The sequence below is a fragment of the Rhodococcus sp. ACT016 genome (assembly GCF_050477185.1).
Taxonomy (GTDB): domain Bacteria; phylum Actinomycetota; class Actinomycetes; order Mycobacteriales; family Mycobacteriaceae; genus Prescottella.
Window position 1 is genome coordinate 226182 of record NZ_JBEAET010000002.1, and the last position, 18499, is coordinate 244680.

General features: G+C 66.6%; 20 protein-coding genes and 2 pseudogenes. 11 read left to right on the plus strand and 11 right to left on the minus strand.

Annotated elements, in window-relative coordinates; genetic code table 11:
* The first annotated feature begins 10 nt into the window (after nucleotides 1–10).
* The gene (locus ACQ5DX_RS27970; protein ID WP_430336011.1) at nucleotides 11–943 is read left to right on the plus strand and encodes a siderophore-interacting protein; all 933 of its coding nucleotides are present in this window, start codon (nucleotides 11–13) and stop codon (nucleotides 941–943) included.
* On the opposite strand, the gene ACQ5DX_RS27975 is transcribed toward ACQ5DX_RS27970, so the two are convergent.
* Nucleotides 924–1931, minus strand: a complete 1008-nt coding sequence (locus tag ACQ5DX_RS27975; RefSeq protein WP_430336012.1) for an ABC transporter substrate-binding protein — start codon at nucleotides 1929–1931, stop codon at nucleotides 924–926. The two genes, ACQ5DX_RS27970 and ACQ5DX_RS27975, sit on opposite strands and share 20 nt — an antisense overlap.
* Nucleotides 1932–1965: 34 nt before the next feature.
* Nucleotides 1966–2574: a TetR/AcrR family transcriptional regulator gene (locus ACQ5DX_RS27980; RefSeq protein ID WP_430336013.1), complete on the minus strand. Its 609-nt coding sequence runs from the start codon at nucleotides 2572–2574 to the stop codon at nucleotides 1966–1968.
* A 66-nt stretch (nucleotides 2575–2640) separates the two neighbouring features.
* Here ACQ5DX_RS27980 and ACQ5DX_RS27985 point away from each other — a divergent pair, with 66 nt between their 5' ends.
* Nucleotides 2641–4224, plus strand: coding sequence for an ATP-binding cassette domain-containing protein (locus ACQ5DX_RS27985; protein WP_430336014.1), 1584 nt, complete (start codon nucleotides 2641–2643; stop codon nucleotides 4222–4224).
* Nucleotides 4221–5843 carry an ABC transporter ATP-binding protein gene (locus tag ACQ5DX_RS27990; protein WP_430336015.1) on the plus strand — a complete coding sequence of 541 codons (1623 nt, stop codon included), beginning with the start codon at nucleotides 4221–4223 and terminating at the stop codon, nucleotides 5841–5843. The genes ACQ5DX_RS27985 and ACQ5DX_RS27990 overlap by 4 nt, the downstream gene beginning before the upstream one ends.
* A gap of 116 nt (nucleotides 5844–5959) precedes the next feature.
* On the opposite strand, the gene ACQ5DX_RS27995 is transcribed toward ACQ5DX_RS27990, so the two are convergent.
* Entirely contained in the window at nucleotides 5960–6109 is a 150-nt protein-coding gene (locus tag ACQ5DX_RS27995) for a hypothetical protein (protein ID WP_430336016.1), read from the minus strand.
* A 331-nt stretch (nucleotides 6110–6440) separates the two neighbouring features.
* Between ACQ5DX_RS27995 and ACQ5DX_RS28000 the strand changes: the two genes are divergently transcribed.
* A complete protein-coding gene (locus ACQ5DX_RS28000) occupies nucleotides 6441–6644 on the plus strand; it encodes a hypothetical protein (protein WP_430336017.1) in 204 nt (67 codons plus the stop codon).
* A gap of 597 nt (nucleotides 6645–7241) precedes the next feature.
* Nucleotides 7242–7385, plus strand: a pseudogene (locus tag ACQ5DX_RS28005) (response regulator transcription factor); the annotation flags it as partial.
* Between the two features lie 93 nt (nucleotides 7386–7478).
* On the opposite strand, the gene ACQ5DX_RS28010 reads toward ACQ5DX_RS28005, so the two are convergent.
* Nucleotides 7479–8927 (minus strand): amidase, encoded by a 1449-nt coding sequence (locus ACQ5DX_RS28010; protein WP_430336018.1) that lies wholly within the window; start codon nucleotides 8925–8927, stop codon nucleotides 7479–7481.
* Between the two features lie 755 nt (nucleotides 8928–9682).
* On the opposite strand from ACQ5DX_RS28010, the gene ACQ5DX_RS28015 reads away from it, so the two are divergent.
* On the plus strand, nucleotides 9683–9973 hold the full coding sequence (locus tag ACQ5DX_RS28015; RefSeq protein ID WP_430336019.1) for a hypothetical protein: 291 nt from the start codon (nucleotides 9683–9685) through the stop codon (nucleotides 9971–9973).
* 730 nt (nucleotides 9974–10703) lie between these two features.
* Nucleotides 10704–10871 carry a hypothetical protein gene (locus ACQ5DX_RS28020; RefSeq protein WP_430336348.1) on the plus strand — a complete coding sequence of 56 codons (168 nt, stop codon included), beginning with the start codon at nucleotides 10704–10706 and terminating at the stop codon, nucleotides 10869–10871.
* Here the strand turns inward: ACQ5DX_RS28020 and ACQ5DX_RS28025 are convergent.
* Nucleotides 10835–11026 (minus strand): DUF4236 domain-containing protein, encoded by a 192-nt coding sequence (locus ACQ5DX_RS28025; RefSeq protein WP_430336020.1) that lies wholly within the window; start codon nucleotides 11024–11026, stop codon nucleotides 10835–10837. The two genes, ACQ5DX_RS28020 and ACQ5DX_RS28025, sit on opposite strands and share 37 nt — an antisense overlap.
* Nucleotides 11027–11038: 12 nt before the next feature.
* A complete protein-coding gene (locus ACQ5DX_RS28030; protein ID WP_430336021.1) occupies nucleotides 11039–11401 on the minus strand; it encodes an excalibur calcium-binding domain-containing protein in 363 nt (120 codons plus the stop codon).
* Here ACQ5DX_RS28030 and ACQ5DX_RS28035 point away from each other — a divergent pair.
* Complete coding sequence (locus tag ACQ5DX_RS28035; protein ID WP_430336349.1) at nucleotides 11343–11528, plus strand: hypothetical protein; 186 nt, start codon at nucleotides 11343–11345, stop codon at nucleotides 11526–11528. The two genes, ACQ5DX_RS28030 and ACQ5DX_RS28035, sit on opposite strands and share 59 nt — an antisense overlap.
* An 87-nt stretch (nucleotides 11529–11615) precedes the next feature.
* Here the strand turns inward: ACQ5DX_RS28035 and ACQ5DX_RS28040 are convergent, their stop codons facing one another.
* On the minus strand, nucleotides 11616–12098 hold the full coding sequence (locus ACQ5DX_RS28040) for a hypothetical protein (RefSeq protein ID WP_430336022.1): 483 nt from the start codon (nucleotides 12096–12098) through the stop codon (nucleotides 11616–11618).
* A gap of 613 nt (nucleotides 12099–12711) precedes the next feature.
* Here ACQ5DX_RS28040 and ACQ5DX_RS28045 point away from each other — a divergent pair.
* From ACQ5DX_RS28045 to ACQ5DX_RS28055, 3 genes are all read left to right on the plus strand, one after another.
* Nucleotides 12712–12936 carry a hypothetical protein gene (locus ACQ5DX_RS28045; protein ID WP_430336023.1) on the plus strand — a complete coding sequence of 75 codons (225 nt, stop codon included), beginning with the start codon at nucleotides 12712–12714 and terminating at the stop codon, nucleotides 12934–12936.
* Nucleotides 12937–13365: 429 nt separating this feature from the next.
* Nucleotides 13366–13542 carry a hypothetical protein gene (locus ACQ5DX_RS28050; RefSeq protein ID WP_430336024.1) on the plus strand — a complete coding sequence of 59 codons (177 nt, stop codon included), beginning with the start codon at nucleotides 13366–13368 and terminating at the stop codon, nucleotides 13540–13542.
* Between the two features lie 219 nt (nucleotides 13543–13761).
* Complete coding sequence (locus tag ACQ5DX_RS28055) at nucleotides 13762–14127, plus strand: hypothetical protein (RefSeq protein WP_430336025.1); 366 nt, start codon at nucleotides 13762–13764, stop codon at nucleotides 14125–14127.
* 49 nt (nucleotides 14128–14176) lie between these two features.
* On the opposite strand, the gene ACQ5DX_RS28060 is transcribed toward ACQ5DX_RS28055, so the two are convergent.
* From ACQ5DX_RS28060 to glpK, 4 genes and pseudogenes are all read right to left on the minus strand, one after another.
* Nucleotides 14177–14557 carry a hypothetical protein gene (locus ACQ5DX_RS28060; protein ID WP_430336026.1) on the minus strand — a complete coding sequence of 127 codons (381 nt, stop codon included), beginning with the start codon at nucleotides 14555–14557 and terminating at the stop codon, nucleotides 14177–14179.
* A 538-nt stretch (nucleotides 14558–15095) separates the two neighbouring features.
* Nucleotides 15096–15758, minus strand: coding sequence for a hypothetical protein (locus tag ACQ5DX_RS28065; RefSeq protein ID WP_430336027.1), 663 nt, complete (start codon nucleotides 15756–15758; stop codon nucleotides 15096–15098).
* A 103-nt stretch (nucleotides 15759–15861) separates the two neighbouring features.
* Nucleotides 15862–16035: a hypothetical protein gene (locus ACQ5DX_RS28070; protein WP_430336028.1), complete on the minus strand. Its 174-nt coding sequence runs from the start codon at nucleotides 16033–16035 to the stop codon at nucleotides 15862–15864.
* A 932-nt stretch (nucleotides 16036–16967) separates the two neighbouring features.
* Nucleotides 16968–18458, minus strand: a pseudogene (gene glpK, locus ACQ5DX_RS28075) (glycerol kinase GlpK); the annotation flags it as partial.
* Nucleotides 18459–18499: the final 41 nt, after the last annotated feature.

Sequence of the window (18499 nt, forward strand, 5' to 3'; positions counted from 1 at the left end):
AAATCCGTCAATGTCCCAGTCGTTCCCCGGCTCCACCGATCCGCTTCCAGTGCCCAGATTCACCACCTACCGTTCGGTCGTCCAGCGGGTGCGTGAGATCGGCCCGAACTATGTCCGTGTGACCCTCGGCGGTCCCGAATTGCGCGACTACGAGTGCAGTGGCCTCGCTCCCAAAGTCAAGGTGTTCATACCCACCGACCCCGCCAGCGAGAGCCCCGTGCCCGCACTCGGCCCATCCGGCTTCGAGTACCCCGTCGGCACCCCAACCGCGGTCGCACGCACCTACACGGTGCGCGCGCATCGACGGAACGCGGGCGAGGTCGACATCGACTTCGTCGTCCACGCCGCCGGCCCCGGCGGCCGGTGGGCGGCCGGGGCGAGTGAAGGTGACGTCATCACGATCACCAACGGCAGCGGATCGAGCCTGCCTCAGGGCGTCGGTACCATGCTTCTCGTCGGCGATCCGTCATCGCTGCCGGCCATCATGACGATCGTCGAGTCTGCCGGTACTGCAATTTCTTTCAGCATTCTCCTGCTCGCTGATTCGGCCGCGGACATCGTGCCCCTCGAGCCGCTGGCCGCGGGTCGAAGCGGCTGGCTACTGGCCTCCGGCTCGCCCGGCCCTGGGGCCGTGCTCGCGCAGCGCGTAGTCGACTACGTCAGGGCCGAGGACGTCGACTACGTGTGGGTTGCAGGAGAGGCGTACACCATCCGAGACGTCCGCCGCGTACTCCGCGACATCGCGGGCTTCACGAAGGCGAACTCACGCGTCGTCGGGTATTGGAAGAAGGCGAGCACCGCCGATGAATACGACCGCCAGACACTCGACAGAATGCGATCGGCGCACCTTCTCGATCGCGACTCGAACACTCACGACCTCGACGAGCTCAGTGTCCCTGACGAGGCGGAGGAGGATATGTCGGCTACGAAGCAGCAGCGGTGAGACCAGGGCGCAGTTGGTCGAGCAGCCATGGGACGGCCACGACATTGGGGGACTGCAGTGCGGTCGCAGCCTCGATCCCCAGCGGTTGGTACCTGTTCGACTTCATGATGCCGAGCCGGGCGACGATCGGCCCGGATTCGAACTGGCTCTTCATCGCACCACCCGCGAAAGTCATGAACAGCACGTCCGCGTCGTCGAACAGGTCGGCCCGTTCGTAGCTGACGTCGACGGTTCCGGGAACCGAACCCGGGCCGGGAAGTGCCGCAACCGCGGGCAGCGGGACCAGCCCGAGGCGACCCATGAACCGCGCGGTGAGGTTGCTGTCGTCGACGACCATCACCACCTGGGCCTCGCGGGCCTGACCGTACAGATAAGTCCTACCGGCAAGGCCAGGCAGGGTGTTCCTGAGGTCGCTGATCGCAGCGTCGGCTCGGGCGACGAGTTCACGTGCGGCGGGTTCGTCGCCGAGTGCACGTCCGATCCGTTCCGCCTCGTCCTCCGCCGTGGTCCGGTACAGCCCTTCCTCGTACGTGACCACCGGCGCGATGCCGCTGAGCAACTGATACATCGGCTCGTCGAGGCTGAATGCCGCGTTGGCGAGGATGATGTCGGGGTCGAGGCCGGCGATCTGCTCGACGTTGATGCTGACCGGGTCGAGCCAGGTCGTGGACTCGCCCAGTGGCTCGACGTACGGAAGGTTCTTCCCGGCCGAATCGCCGCTCAGGCTGCCGTAGCTTGCGACAGCGCCGACGATGTTGGCGCCGAGTGCCCGGGCGAGTGCGGTGTCCGCATAGCCGAGAGTCACCACCCTGTCGGGTTTCTCGGTGATCGTTACTGGTCCCCATGCGTTGGTGAGGGTCACCGGAAACGACTCCGGCGCGGTGGTCGGTGTACCGGCATCGGCCCGATCGTCGGAGCCGCACGCCGCGAGTGAGAACGCTGCGATCGCTACGGTGATAAGCGTGGCGGCGCCACGACGGATCGACATATCAAGTCTCCTGTCGGTGTGGGTATTTCATTGATCATGCGGATGTGAGTAGTGCATCGACGACGCCACGCAGCACCGCTGTGGTGTCGGTGCGAGCGTCGAGTTCCGGCCAGTGTGTGCGTAGCCCGAATACGATCGGGACCAGGGAGGGGTCGGCTTCAGCGATTACGTCTCTGCGCGCGGGTGGGGCCGATGCGCGGGCTGCCGTGATGGTGGCCTGCCCGAGCGTTGCGGCGAAGACGCTGCGGTAGAAGGCGAACGCGGCGGCATCGGTCAGGCCCGCATCCTTCGCGGCGGCCAGCAGCGCCTCGGGGAACTGCAGTCCGGTGGGACTGGCGAGCCGACCGGTGGCGATGAGGCGGATCATCCATGGCCGCTCGGCTAGGAAGTCGTGAAGGGTCAGCGTCACCTCGAGTGCTCGCCCTGCGGCGGTCGGCGCTGTGGAGCCCACCGACAGTTCTGCCGACTCCTCGTCGACGATCGCCAGCAGCAGCGCGTCCCGGTCGGGGAAGTGGTGGTACAGGGCCATCGGTGTGACGTCCAGGCGCGACGCGACGCCGCGCATCGACATCGCATCGAATCCTTTGTCCGCGAGGATCTCCCGAGCCGTACAAACAATCTTCTCCGGGGTTAACCCGCTCACAACTCCTCCTAAATCAGGTCAGCCTCACCTTACTGTACGCGTAAACTTACATGTACAGTTGCGCTCATGTCGGTAGTAACCCGCATCGTCGACGACCCTGCGCTACAGCCTCAGCTGCCCCGCCTTGCCGCAGGGGCGGCGTGCGCGGCCGTGGCGGCCGGGGCCGCCCTCGTTCCACTCGTTGTCATCGTCGAGTTCGTGCGCGCTCCGGCGCCGGCATCGGTGTGGGGCGCCGCGGGTGCGCTGCTTGCCGCTGCGGTTCTCCAGGCGGCGGCGGCCTATCTGTGCCACGACGCCGAGGCCCGCTACGGGCATGCGTTGCGGCGACGATTGGCGCGGCACGTTGCCCACCTGCCAATGCCCACCCTGGCCGAACTGTCCGCCGCCGGACTGCGGGCACGCTTGGACACGGACGTGACTGCACTGCACCACCTCGTAGCCCACCTGCCGGGGGAAATCGTGGCGATGGCCGTGATCCCGGCGCTCTCGATCGCATTGCTCGTCGGCTACGTCGGCCCCTGGAGCCTGCTTGCGCTCATCCCTGCCGTGCTCGCCGCGGCGTTCCACCTCGTGGTGATCCCTCGACGCTCACGCAGGTTCTCCGCGGAACGCACGCGAGTGATCGGGCAGATCACCGCGGCCGTCGACGACGTGGTCCGCGGCATCGAGGTGACCCGAATCTACGGTGACGAATCCGGTGCCTCCGCGCGCTATGCGCACGCGACCACGGCGTTCGCTCGAGACTTTCGCGCGTGGGTGCGGCGGGCCTCGACGCCCGCCGCGATGGCAACCGCCGCCCTGCAGGCAGCCGCCACGCTCGCGGTCGCTCTCGTGGTGGGTAGCGGGAGACCGGAATGGCAGGTAGCGGCGCTTCTCGTCTTCAGCCTCGCGCTGGTGGCACCGGTCGCTCGGCTCGGGCACGGTCTCGACTATGTCGGAGAGGGGCTTTCGGCTCAGCGCCGCATCGCCGGTCTATTCGCGGAACCGCTTCTACGCGAGAGTGATTCGGCATCGAATCCCGTCCCGAACCTGCGCAGGGCCCCCGTGCTGCGCGATGTTCGAGCGAGCCTCGACGACACCATGAGCCTCGGGCCTGTCACGCTTCGTATCGAGCCGGGCACCTTCACCGCGATTACAGGCCCCAGTGGAAGCGGCAAGACAACCCTGTTGCGACTGCTGGGACGATCCGTCGACCCCAGCGCCGGCGCGATCGGTCTCGGTGAGATTCCCTACGAGGAGATCCTTCTCGAACGAATGGCGGACCACGTTGTCACCGTGCCGCAGGCGCCGGACGTGCTGCCCTTCACCGTCCGGGCCAATCTGCTGGTGGCGCGCCCCGAGGCGACTGACGGCGAGTTGCGGGACGCGCTGGCGATCGCACACCTCGACGTCCCCCTCGACGCTCCTGCCGAGCGTCTCTCGGGCGGTGAACGTCAACGACTCGCCGTTGCGCGTGCCATCCTCACCACCGCACCGGTGTTGCTGCTCGACGAGCCGACCAGCGCCCTCGACGAGGCAACGGCCGCGAAGCTCGTGGCGAGTCTCCGGGCGCTGCCGGGCCGCACCGTCGTCATGGTCACCCACAATTCCGCCCACGCCGCACTCGCGACCGTCACAGTGAGGATGGCAGACGGAAAGGTCGTCGCATGACGCGTTCTCGTTCCCCGCGTCAGGCCCCGAGCCTGCGCGTACTCGGTCCCGTCGGCCGCCGACGACTTCTTGTGGTCGGTCTCGGCTGGACGGTCGCTGCGGCAGCCGAGGCCGCCACCTACGTCCTGATCGCCGCGGCGGTTCTGCACCACACGTCCATCGGGTGGGTTCTCGCAGCGTCGGCCACCGCGATCGTGCTGGCCACTGTGGTTGCCCGCGGCGGATTCCTGGCAGGCGCGGGCCTGGCGGCGGACCTCTATCGACGCCTCGGCGAACACCTCGTTCGGCTACCACCGGGCTGGTTCCGCCACGATCGACGGGCCGACGTTGCCGACCTGGCGGGGCCCGGGATTCTCGGACTCATGGGTATACCAGCGCACGGCGTGGAGCTGATCGTGCGATCGATCGTGGTACCGGTTCTGACCACGGTAGGGATGGGGATCGTCGCGGGACCGTCCGCGGCATTGGTTCTGACACTGCTGCTGGTGGTCGCGGGAGTGGCACAGGCCGGCGCGCAGACCTCGCTCGCGAGGGCGGATGCGCAGCGCCACACTGCCCGTGGAGTCGTGACGCGAGCGCTCCTCGACTTCACCGAACACCAGGAGTTGTATCGCAGCGTCACCGGCGCCGACACCGCCACCGGCGCCCTGCGCGACGCCTGGCAGGACGAGGCCGCCGCCCTGACCAGGACCAACCGAGCGTCTGCACCCGTCACGGTCGTTTCCGCCGCCGCGACCGCACTGCCGACTGTCGGCATGCTCGGATGGCTTGCCGCCACCGGCGCCACTGGTCCCGCCCTAATCGCCGCCACTCTGGTGCTGACGTTGCGCGCCGCCGCCCCGATCGACGACCTAGCTCTGCTCGGGATCACCGTCGGAACGATCCGCGAGGGTCTGCGCGCCTACTCGGCCGTGGTCGAGTCGCCGGTGCTGTCCACATCCGAGAAGCCGCTTCCCCTACCGGAATCCACCCGTATCGAGGTGTCGTCGGTCGGGGTGGGCCCCGTCCTCCGGGACGTTTCGCTGGTTATCCCGGCCGGCAGCACAGTGGTGGTGACCGGCCCGACCGCTAGCGGCAAGAGCACGTTGCTGGGTCTGCTGATGCGTTTCGCGGACCCGGATCGAGGCACCGTCGTGATCGGTGGAGCAGACCTCCGCGATCTCTCGTATCGTGCCTTCGCCGATACCATTTCGTTCCTGCCCCAGGACCCGACCCTCTTCACCGGCACAGTGGCCGCCAACATCCGCGTCGGGCGCCCCGACGCGACGGAGACCGAGATCCTCGAAGCCGCCGAACGTGCGGGTCTCGCACCGATGCTCGCCATTCGGCCGAACTTTCTCGACACGACCGTCGGCGACCACGGTCACGCCCTGTCCGGCGGTGAGCGGCAGCGAGTCGCCCTCGCCCGGGCCCTCGTCCGGAACCCTCGCGTCCTGATCCTGGACGAGCCCACCGCGGCCCTCGATCCTGCGACCGACCGGCTCATCACCGAGACTGTGCGCGGTCTCGTCGGCGTGACACGGGTGATCGTGACGCACCGTGCGCCGGACGCCTGGTCGCCGGACCGGGTAGTGCGGCTCGTGGACGGACGCCTCGCCGAGGTGACACCAGCAGTTTGATCGCCGGCAAGGGCGCGACATACGCAGGTCGTACCCCGCGCTGATACCCGACAGCCCGCACCGACGATCAGCACGTCGTCCCGACCGACTGCTTCGATAAGCACCGTGGCCGTTGACTAGGCCGCTGTGATGGTGTCGGCTGTCCAGCCGATGAAGTGGGTGTCCGAGACGGGGAAGGCTCCGAGGCGTGGGTCGGTGAGGATGGCGTCGATGCAGGCGGTGCTACCGCCGACGTAGATCGATTTGAGGTCGACATCCGTTGCCACGCACCAAGTGTGATCGTGCGGCCACCACAGGTTCGCGCTGTAGCCGCCGCTCCGGTGGTGTGGGGTCGTGCCGAATCGAGCTTCGGCGGCGTCGATCGGTCCGTAGAGGACGACCATATGCCGACCGGTATCGAGGAGTTCGATACAGGGCGGGGGCTTGCCTTCGTCTCCGTACCCGTCCCAGATCGCGAACCAACATTTCATCCGGTGTGGCGGTGTGGTCGCGGAGGATCGACGCGAGGGCTCGGGCCTCCGGCTGCGGCAGCGAGCCTTCTTCCGGATCGTCGCCGGGCCGATGGGTCCCGGTGATGGTCTGCGAGCTCATCGCTGCGTGAGCGATCGTGCCGTGTTGTTCGCCGACCGTTCGCCAGTTGATTCGAGTCCACTCGCCGCCGCCACCACGAAGGTAGACGGGGTGGAAAACGCGGGCGTAGGCGTCGAATACCGGCGGCACCAGGCTTCCGACATCAAACGAACCGCGCCGCAACGACTCCGCGATCCATTGACCATCCTCCGGTCCGGCGGCGAGCGCTAGTTGCTCGGGCACCCGATGCCAGCGCTACTCGTTTCCGGCCGTGCGCTCACCCTAGAGATCAGCAGGCCTGTGGCCAGGAGGATCGCTAACCATGACGCTGCGGCCGTCGGCCCGCCCGGGTGGAGGGGTGATTACCGCGCCGTGGCCAGCCAGACTGTGCCGTCGGCGGTGGCGTACGGGCGCGTCGGGGGAGTGTGGAGGGCCGCGACCGTCGTCCGCCTGCCCGAGTCGGGCGCCTGGATTTGCGTCGCTGGTTGGAATACACCAGGCGTCGAATTGGGCATGCCATCGTCGTGCGCCGCATAGTCATTGGATGACCGGGGAATGTCGTGCGCCGCATAGTCATTGGATGACCGGGGAATACGGATGGATCGGCAGTGCCGCCACCGGTGCGGCGTCGTGGTTGGCGCCGTACCCGTATCCGCATCCGTACAACGCACCTTCGGGTGGGTGGTGAAGCACATTCCCGTCGACGAACTGGCCCGCGCCATCCGAGCCGTGGCCAGCCACGACGCCATCGTCTCGCCCCGCGTGACGCGCCTGCGCCTCTTCATTCACGCCACGCGACTACCGGACGTCCGCGACGGCGCCGGCGCGGTGCCGGCCGCCCTCGACCGGCTCACCGCGCGGGAAACCGAAGTGCTGCTGCACGTGGCGCCGGGGCTGTCCAACACCGAGATCACAGAGAAGTTGGTGGTCTCGGAGGTCACCGTGAAGACCCACGTCGGCAGCATCCTGGCCAAGCTGGACCTACCTACGCAACCTGGTCCACGCCGTCATCTACGACTACGAGGCCGACCTCGTCTCGTGACGACCCCGGTCCAGCGGTACTACTCAGAACCCCGGTGGACGGCGGAACCCGCCAATCACATCCGCGAGGCACCGCACGAACCTCACCGCGGTCCGGTCGTGCAGGTAGGGCGCGATCACCTGGATGCCCACCGGCAGTCCCTCCCGCGTCGTCCCGATGGGCGCGACCGCCGCCGGCAGGTGATTGAGGGAGGCCGGCGCCATCCACGTGAGCATCTCGCGATACGGCCGCTCCGCGCCGTCGACCTGCAGAGTACGAACCGACCATGCGGGATCGGGTCGTTGGTCGTGGGGGAATGCCGCCGTCGGGCTCACCGGGCAGAGGAGCACGTCCACGCCGTCGAAGAACTCCGCCCAGCAACGTCGGGAGTGTTCCCGACGCTCGTCGAGCGCATGCCAGTCACGAAAGCGCACAGTCAGGTCCGACGCGAGCCCACCGGCGGCCCCCTCCGCCGCGGCGACCTCCACCAAGAAGTCGTACGACTCGTCCGGCTCGATCAGCCCGCTCTGCGCCATCAGCAGCGGTTGATAGAGCGACATGGTCTCCTCGAGACCGACCGGTTCCTTACCCTCGATCACGACGGCGCCCGCGGCCCGCACAGCGTCGAGGGCCTGCCGCATGATCGCCACCAGTTCGCCGTCCACCGGACAGAACGGGTCGTCGAGCCAGGCCACCACTCGGAACCCACGCAGAGTCGTCGCCCGCGCGGCAGGCAACTCCAGCCGCCACGCGGTCGCGCGGTCACGATCTGCTCCTGCGAGAACATCCAGAGCGAGGTCGAGGTCTTCGGCCTGCCTCGCGAGTGGGCCGAGCACCGCCATGTCGAACTCCGCGAGCGTTCCTGGCTCGTGACCCGAGACGCTGCCGTGCCTGGGCACGATTCCGAACGACGGTCGCAGCCCGTACACGCCACAGAAATGGGCAGGTACGCGAATCGATCCCGCCGTGTCGCCGCCCAGCTCGAGGCCCGTCAGGCCCGCCGCCACGGCGGCCGCGGACCCGCCAGACGAACCACCAGGCGCCCTCGCCGCGTCCCACGGATTGTTCGTCGTCCCGTACACGTCGTTGTAGGTCTGCCAGTCCCGCGCATCCGCCGGCAGGTTGGACTTGCCGAACACGATCGCGCCCGCGTCCTTGAGCCGGGACACCGATTCCGCGTCGCTCGTCGAAACGTGATGTCCCCACCGCGCCGAGCCTCCGGTGGTCCTCATGCCCGCAACCTCAATGCTGTCCTTGATCGTCACAGGGACGCCGTGCAGGCGACCGAGCGGTTCACCCCGCGAAACAGCGCGGTCGGCTGCCGCCGCAGCTGCTCGAGCGCCCTGCTCGTCGCGCGCCACGACGGCGTTGATCCGAGGATCGAGCCGATTCACGCGGTCGAGGAAATGGTCGAGAAGCTCGACGCTCGACACCTCCTGTGCCGCGACGGCACGCGCGAGCTCGCCTGCAGAGCGAAATGCAAGATCGGTCATCCGAACCTCCAGAAGAATCCGTCGATCACGGCGATCACACGCCGCCCGGAAAGGCGTTCAGATTCGCCGACGGACCGGTCTGGTCGCCAGGGGCGCGTTCCGTCATGCGGTACATCGGTAAGTCGGGTCACAGCGCACTCCGGCCCAATTGTCATGTGACGTAAATGAGCTCACAAAGGTGGCGGGAAGGGGAAGGGTCGACCCCGCCCGAGGCGGCACGGCTTGCGACCGGAGGCAGCATCTCGAGATCGCAGCGGCGGCCGGCACGGCGGTCCACAGCTCACAGCGATGGGCGCGATGACATCGAGCGCCCCGGCAGTCCGTACGGGACTCGGCCAACGTGCACCGCGGAGTCGTCGGGATGCGCGGCAGACGGATCGGTCACGAGCAACGCCGACGCGAACGATCGAGCGAATGACGACGTCGAACGTGACTGGCCGCGGCCGATCCTGACGTTCTTGCGTCAAATGGTCGGCGACCCCGAAGCTGTGATTCCGAGCGTCCGGCCGAGCCGCCGAATTTCCCGCATCCACCGCATGAAGAACTCCGGCCACCCGCAACCGTCCTTGGCTGGTCGCCGCCGCAGCTACATCACCGTCACCGACGGGGCGGGTGTGAATCGTCATCGAAGTTGGCATTCCCGCTGGAGGAGAACCTGACGTCGACGCCCGTCACCGGGGATGCGTCAGGATCTACCCGAAGGTCCGAGCTCGCTAGTGACGAGCTCGGACCTTCGTCGTCTTCGTCTGCTCAACATGTCATTCGCCGACATCACCGCCCGGACTTCCAACACCAGCGAGAAGACAACAACCTGGATGGTCGAAGGCACAAGTAGGGCGCAGTGGGAGAAGCGTGTGAAGACAACCGTCTGGGATGATAACGGGATACCCGAGGCCCTTCCGGACGTGACGGAGAGGTTCTCTTGCGAGGTGGGGCACCGCGAAACTGATGACGCGATCGTGGTTTTCGAATACACCACCTACCATCCAACCTCCGGCGGCAGCATGGGCAAAGTACTCGTGGAACGCGAATCCGCCGGGAGCTAGCCCACCGCCCAAACCCGCTCGGCAGCAAGGGATGAGTTGTTGGGTGAAGTTCGGGTTTGTCCGGGTCGTTTGAGTTCGCGTTGCCGGCTGGTGCGGCTACCGTCCACTTTGCCGAATGCAGACGGCACTGGTAGGCGTTCACCTCCGACAGAACGCCTACCCATGCTGGGCGGCGGTAGCCGGGACGTTCCCGCCGCCCAGCACCAAACAGCGCTCTGTCGAGGAATTGAGACTCCAGAGCCCACTCTGCGCACACCCGCGAACTGGTCTAACATTCGACCAGCGAATCCCCCTCCCCCTGGGATCGCAACGGCCCACCGGCCCGACCCCCCACTGTAACGGCCGGTGGGCCACCAACATCAAACCTGCGCCAAGGCTGCGCACCACGTCTTCGCGAGATCCATCCCGTGCGCGTCCGAATCCAGGCGCAGGCAAAGCATCCGCGCGCACCCACTCTCGCTAACGGCGACAGGTCATTCCAGCGATACGGCAGCGCACACAGATGGTGCACAGACGGCTTGGATGTCACCTACGGCTGGTGGGTCGGCGTCATCGCGTTCGGCTTGACCACTCCGAGCCGGTCCAGTACCGGTCCCTGCCTGACCGATATGGGTCTGCGTACCAGCCTTCCTTTGTGGGTAGGCGCGGCTTGCCCGCCTGACTGACGTTTGAGCCGTCGAACAGCAAGCCGACACCGCCGAGAAGGAGCACCGCGGCGATCACAATCCCGATGATGAACCCGGAGTCGATCGACGGGATCCCGATCATGAGCGCGAGGGCGATCGCGCAGAGTCCGTTGGTGGTAGGCGAGTACTCCTTCTTTGGTGCCGCTGGCTTGGCCGCATTCGGTGTCGCTGCCGACTACTTCTTGGAGCCGCTGATCACTTTGGTGTCGTAGATGCCAGTGCCGGGGACGCGGACGGTTCGCCGAACTTTCCCATCGGCGCCTCTGCTGACGCGGAGTGGTCCTGCGCCGACGCTCACCCCGAGGCCCCGCTTCGATGCGGTCAGCCGGACTGGCCCGAAGCTCTTCGACTTTCGGAACTGAACCATGGTTTCCTCCCGCTACTTCTCGCAGGCGACTCCGTCACCGTCGCGGTCCAACTTGCTGCTGTAGCCGGGTTCTCCGCGGTAAATGGGTGCGGCGCCGGCTGCTCGTGCTGCTGCGCAGTTGGCGTAGTAGGTACTCGGCGCGGGGGCAGGTGCTGGTGCAACAGCAGCCGGTGCATGTGCCGGTGCTGGGGCAGGAGCAACGAGCGGTGCAGGAGCTGGGGACGGATCTTTCACGATCGGAGCTGGGGCGGGAGCTGCGGGCGGCGGTTCGACAGCGGCCGGAGCAACAGAAAGCGTCGTCGTTGTCGGCGGGACCGTGGTGGTTGTTGTGGCCCGGGCGGTGGTGGTCGCCTTCGTAGTCGAAGTCGCGGTCATCGTCGTGGTGGTGGTCTTCGATGAGCCCGAATCGTCACTGCCGCAGGCGGTGAGCGTGAACGTTGCCGAGAGGACCATGATTCCGGCGCTCGTGCGTCGGACGATAGAGCTTGAGATACGCATTTGAAACCCCGTTGTTGAATGCAGAACAGGCGCACCACAACCAATTCCGGTTGGGGCACGCCTGCCTGTGGTGAGGACCGAGTTCGCGCGTTCAGCGAGCGAAGAGCGAGCCGAGCAACCCGCCAGCCAGTGAACCAACCGAGCCGTTGTTCGCGCCACCAATGAGCGAGCCGGCGAGCGATCCGGTCAGCGATCCGGTATCGAGAGAGCCGGTCAGCGAGCCGGAGTCGAGGGAGCCGGGGCCGTCGTTTTCGCGGACCCATCCGCTGCAGCCGGAGGTGATGAAGGCGCCGTCACGGGAATCGATCGTGACGGTCGTCGGGATCTGCGTTTCGCCGTACGCGATCGGAATGACGCCGTACGGGCCGACGTTCGCTCGGGCCCAGAAGCAGTTCTGGTATCCGTTGAGTGCGCCTTGGGTGGTGTAGGTGCCGGGGCGGATGTCGTAGCCGACGCGGTAGACGCCTTCCCCTGAGGCGATCGTGTTGCTTGCCGCAGACGCGACACCCGTGCCACCGAGAACGATTCCCACCGATGCTGCCGCAACCGCACCGGCAGCGATGAACTTACGCATTCTGATTCTTCCCCCCTGGTTGGGTCGAGATTGGTCCGAAAGACCGTACCGTGCAATTCGGACTAAACCGGCCCCGCGATGGGTGAAGTTGAGGGTGAAGCGGAACCGCCAAGACCTGCCACCGCCCGGGTTCCGCGAGCGTGATAGGGGGCGCGAACCGCTAGCCGCCGCTTCGGATTTCGCCAATCAGATACTCGGTGTCGCCTCTACCTCGTTGTGCGGCTCCAGCGATGAGTTCACGGCGGGTGACGTCGACTCGCCTACGATCCGGCCACACGGCACTCACGGCCTGGTAGTCGTCACTACCGTCTTCCTGCTGCCGTTTGACGAGGACGACGTAACCAACGATCGGGTTCTTACTCACTTGCACTCCCGAGATTCGGACTAATCAGTCAGTTACGATGCCCGTTCATTTCAAGATCAGCGACCATCCGGGGGATCGATGACCGCCAGCCCGCCCCAGCCGCCACCTCATGGTGCACAGCATGGGCCGTACACATTCGACGCGACCCGCGGGCAGTGGGTATACGCCGCAGTCGCGCAGCCCCCGTACCCGCCGGTCCAGCCTCCGAAGAAGCGGAATACATGGCCGTGGGTCGTCGGCGGCGTGGTCATGGCCGGCGTGCTCTTCCTCGGGTTCCTTGTTGCCATCAGTGGTACGAGTGCGGTGATCAAGCCTGAACCTGATCACCAGGCGCAAGCGATCTACCTGTGCGAACAGCAGCTCACACGGTCATCGAGGTTCCCGGATCAGGCAACGTTCCCGGGATCGACGATCACCGATATCACCACGAACAAGTGGGTAGTTGGTGGCACGATGCAGGCTCCGAACATGTAGGGGAAACCCGCGTGACAGAGTTCCTGTGTTCGGTGTCCTACGAACCGAGCGTCGACAAATACCTCAGCGAGATCATTGAGGCCAACGAGCAGTGACGACCGTGTAAGCCCTGGTCGCCGCCAGCAGCCCTCGCGAACTTCACCTCCTTCAGGGTGATTCACGGATTCACTCACAGGTGTTGACCGGTTTGGGGATAACGTCCGGCTTGTCGCATTCACCGCTACAGCGCCTCCTTCGGGGTGGCGTTTCGCATGAGCCGGTAGGCGCCGTCGATTGCGTTGGCGGCGTTGTAAACGGTGATGGTCATGTCTGCTGCCTCCAGGGCGGGTCGAAATCGAAGGTGAAAGGCTGCGACTTCGACGACTCCAGGGGCCCATCGGCAGCTACGTTCGAGGTCAGATCGATTACGTGGCATTCGAAAGGGAAGCCATGGATGGAGATCTGCTACTCGTCATCGGGATCTTGCTGCTCGCCTGCGGGGCAGCGGGGACACTGGTCTCGATCTGGCTTGTTCTCGCGTTCGCATGGGACGTTGCGGTAGCGCTAGCGCTGATCGCTGCGTCCGTCGGCGTTGTAGGTGCGTTGCTGATCGGCAGCAACGAGTAATCGCATCGCCAGCACATGCTCGCTCCGCGTCCTCATGGAGGAGCAATCAGGGCGCGTGGAGCCGCTGCAGTCACGGTCAGTTTGGCTGCTCGTAATGCCGGCGCCCCGCCTCCGGCACTGGCGAGCGCAATCCCAGCTGGGTCGCACGTGATTGAACGAACGTCTGACGATCTTGATACCGTTCGCGCGCTTTGAAGTGGCCTCGAGAGGAGTGCTGGCGTGGTGGCATCTGATGTTGCGTTCCTGGTGAACGCGGCCAACTCGTTCATCAGCGGGACCTTGCGCGACATGGAAACTGAGCTGCTCGTTGCCCCTAGGATCAACCGTGCGATTGCAGACCTGAAGGCTGAGATTCGTGTCTTGGAGAAGAAGATCGACGACATAAACCGCGACCGCCGTATCGCCAAGCTCTCGATCGAGAAGGCGCGGGAGGCTGGGTTCGACAAGGCTGTCGAGAGGTTGAACGCACAGGTGGCGGAACACAATGCCGCTCGATCCAAGGTTGCCAAGGAGGTTCTCGAATGTCGTACCTCGATTGCGACCCTGGAGGAGTCGCTTCGGCAGTTGAGGAAGCGCGGCAAGTAGGTCGACCCCGCCCCTGGGCGGGCGACGACGCACATTCCGTCGGTGTGGCTCACTTCGCCTCCTCGGGCATCCGCAGGACAGTCGCGGGGAGGGTTATCTCGGCGAGTTCGTCTTCGCACTCGTTGCCTGCCCAGAACACGTACATCACGCCCTTCGCGTACCCGAGTTCGCCGACATTGGTGATCGCATCGCGGATGACCGCACCGGCCGGCAGCGCTCGAATGTCGGCTTCGGTCTCCGCCACACGCGGGCGGGAGTAGCCGAGTAGCCCGGCCAGGCGGTCGAAGTCGGCGAGGATGTGGTTGGCCCCGCTCTTAGCAAAGACGATCGAAGAGGCCGACCGCCTCGCCGCAGACATCGAATCCACACTCCGCGCGGGGATCGGTGAAGAACTGTTTGCAGCGTCCTCAGAATCGAGCAGATCGCCCACGACCTCTTGCGGTGACGGCCACCTCGTGGGCTCTCACCGCAGCGCGACGAACTGGTCGTGGACGCCGCGACAGCGGTCGCGATGAGGCTGGCGTTGATGACGTCGAAGGCCCTGCGGAGCGCTTCGCCCGCCCATTCGCGACTGGACCGGTGAGCCGCGGTCAGTCGACCACGCGTAGTCGCGGTCGTCGCGGCGCAGACCTCGAGCTCGGGTGGCGGGCCTGCGCCGCCCTTATCGCGGCACGGTGATCTGATTCCTGTCGTGAGGGGAATTCCAGCAGATCACCGAGTGATCGATCGTCGTGCGCTCCGTGATCGGGGCTGGCTGCGCCCGCCGCGGTCGCTCGCGTTATGCCCGTTAGGTCCATTTGTCCGAAACTAAGCCCGGAGCACGGCAGGGGGCGGTAGCCACGCCATCCGGAACGAGACATTTCATCCTGGGCTTCGCCCCGGCTCATCTCCGCCAAGATAGTTGGCAGTTGTTCACGCACCTGCTGTGCCCACCGAGCCGATGGCGCGACAGGAGGGTTCGGTAGCCGTCACGTCCCGTACGGCGGGTGGGGGTTGATGGTGTCGGCTGTCCAGCCGATGAAGTGGGTGTCCGGGATCGGGAAGGTTTCGAGGCGTGGGTCGGCGAGGATGGCGTCGATGGAGGCGGTGCTGCCGCCGACGTATGTCGTTTTGAGGTCGATATCGGTTGCTACGCACCAGGTGTGGTCGTCAGGCCACCACAGGTTCGCGCCGTAGCCGCCGCTCCTGTCGTGCGGGGTCGTGCCGAAACGAGCATCGGCTGCGTCGATCGGCCCGTGGAGGACGACCATGTTCCGGAAACCATCGAGGAGGTCAATCCCGGGTGGGGGTCTGCCTTCGTCTCCGTACCCGTCCCAGATCGCGAACCAGCACACGTCGGGTGCGGCGGTGTAGTCGCGGAGGATCGATGCGAGGGTGCGGGCTTCGGGTTGGGGCAGGGAGCCTTCTTCAGGTTCGTAGTCAGGGCGGTGGGAACCGGTGATCGTCTGCCAACTCATCGCGGCGTGAGCGATCTTGCCGTTTTCCTCCGCGATGATCTGCCACCGGATTGAAGTCTGCTGGTCGCCGATGCGGGGGAGATAGAGCGGGAGGTAGACGGGGTGGAAGACGCGGGCGTAGGCCTCGAACACCGGCGGCACCAGGGCGCCGACCTCGGCCCGGTCGCGGCGCAACGCTTCAGCGATCCAGCGGCCGGCGTCGGGACCGGCCGCGAGGATCAGTTCGTCCGGCGCCCAATCCCATCGAGTCTGGTGGTCTTCACTCATGCGGCGGCGATCATGCGTCGTGGGCGCGGGCGAGTTCGCTGCGGACGATAGCCGTGGCAGTGATCGCCCACGCCGTTCCCCACACGACGGCCCGGGTCGGGGTGTAGTTCTCCGCCAACAGCGCCCCCGCCAAACCGGTGAAGATGACCAATGGAGCAAGACGGGGTGTCATCAAACGCTTCACGAAATCTCTCCTTCGTTGCATCGCAGCCACATGCGCACTCGTCAGGATCGGACAGCTCCCGACAGTGATCCCTCCCGAACGCACCTCAATCCTACGAATGCGAAGGCGCGACTGTTCGGCCACCGAGAACCTGCATATGAACACCAACTCTGCTGGCTTGTCCGATCACCCGGTCCCATTCAGGGGTCGTTGGTCACGAACTGCGTGGCCTCGTCCTACGGTGAATCGCGACGAACTCGAACGGGCAATCAAGGCCTCCTGCACGAACATCTACGAGGGCAGGGCGAGGTCGTCGTCTTCGGTTCACAGTCGATCCTCGACAGCTACGACGAGACTCAGCTACCGGAGGTGGCGACCTTGCAGGGGGGATGGACGTGTTCCCCCGCAGTCGATTCGACAGCCAGGCTCGCCGCCGAATCGGTGGGTGAGTACAACGTCGCGCCGTGCAGACGGCGCCGCACGTCTGCACGGCGCAGCCGGCCAGCGCGATACGGCGGCGTCGCGACCGCCGCGCGTCAGTTCGGGCGACCCGGGGGCGGGGCAGGGCGATCCGGCGCCCGAGCGCGCAGGGCGGGAACCACACTCAGCTCCGCGGCGCCGATGTAGTCCGAAATCTGCCGGCCGGTCGCGGCGAGGTCGGTGTCGACGCTCGGTTCCGCCGCCACCGCGCGGGCCGACAGCTGTCGTATCCGTTCGGCGATCGCGTCCAGGCGGTCGACGAGTTCCGTGGCGGCGTCGAGCGTTGCGGCTGCCGACCGGAGCCGGGCCTGGGTGCAGTCCAGTCGGGCGCCGAGTTCGCGCAGCAGGTCCGGTCGGCCGGTCGTGGCCAGCCGTGTGCGGCGGAGGAGTGATTCGAGTTCGCGGTGGTCGTCGAGGAGGAGGTCGGCGGCGTCCCGGCCACCGTTCACGGCGGGGTCCGGACCGGGGGTGGTCCAGTTGTAGGTCAGCGTGACGGCGCGTCGCCAGTTGTCGTACTCGGTCGCGCGCCGTTCGGATGTCATCGCGGGCACCCACTCAGCCGCGCGGTGTTTGTTGCGTCGGAGCACCGACAGGTCGGCCCAGTACCCGACCGCGAGTCCCGCGGCGTAGGCAGCGCCGCGGGAGACGGACTCGGCCACCAGGGGACGGTCCACAGGGACGTTCAGTACATCCGCGACGGTCTGCATGAGCAGGTTGTTGGAGGTCATGCCACCGTCGACGTTGAGCCGCCGGAGCGGGCGGCCGAAATCGGAGTTCATGGCGTCGACCACTTCCCGGGTCTGCCACGCGGTGGACTCGAGCACGGCCCGCGCGATGTGCCCGTCGGTGACGTATGCGGTCAGACCGGCGATGACGCCCCGCGCGTCGTCGCGCCAGCGAGGCGAGAACAGGCCGGAGAACGCGGGAACGATGTAGCACCCGCCGTTGTCGTCGACCGTGCGGGCAAGCGTTTCCACCTCGGGTGCCGAGGCGATCAGCCGGATCCGGTCCCGCAGCCACTGGACCAGCGACCCGGTCACTGCGATCGACCCCTCGAGTGCGTACTGCGCGGGCTGCTCGCCGATCCGGAACGCGACGGTGGTGAGCAGGCCGTGCGTCGAGTGCACGGGAGCGGCGCCGGTGTTGAGGAGCAGAAATCCACCTGCCCCGTAGGTGCACTTGGCCTCGCCCGCAGCGAAGCAGGTCTGCCCGAACAACGCCGCCTGCTGGTCGCCGAGCGCGGCGGTGATCGGTATGCCGGACGGCTCAATTGTGGTGTGACCGAAATGTTCCGCGCTGGAACGGATGTCCGGCAACATGGCCCGGGGGATGTCGAAGAAGGTCAGCAGGTCGTCGTCCCACGCCAGGGTCTCGAGATTCATGAGCATGGTGCGGCTCGCGTTGGTGACGTCGGTGACGTGCACTCCGCCGTGCGGGCCGCCGGTGAGGTTCCAGATCAGCCAGCTCTCCATGGTCCCGAACAGGACGTCGCCCCGCTCGGCCCGGTCCCGTAGTCCGGCGGTGCGGTCGAGGATCCACCGGAGCCGTGGCGCCGCGAAGTAGCTGGTCAGGGGGAGTCCGCAGCGGGCGCGGACCAGGTCGGCGCCGGGCTGGGACCGGAGCCGTTCGACGAGGCTGTCGGTGCGCGTGTCGAGCCAGACGATCGCGCGGCCGACCGGCTGCCCGCTGCGGCGGTCCCAGACCACGATCGTCTCGCGTTGGTTGGCGATGCCGATGGCGGCGACCTGGTCGGCGGTGATCGCGGCGTCGCGGAGCACCCGCGGCACCAGACGGGTGACGCTGCGCCAGATCTCGAGGGCGTCGTGTTCGACCCGGCCGGCCGCCGGATAGTGCTGGCGGTGCTCGCGCTGGGCGAACGACACCACCCGGCCGGCGGAGTCGAACAGGACGCACCGCGTCGACGTCGTGCCCTGATCGAGGGAAAGGACATAGGTCTGTTTCATCGGTGACACCACCGGCCGGGTCGAGTCGCTCGGCGCCGCCC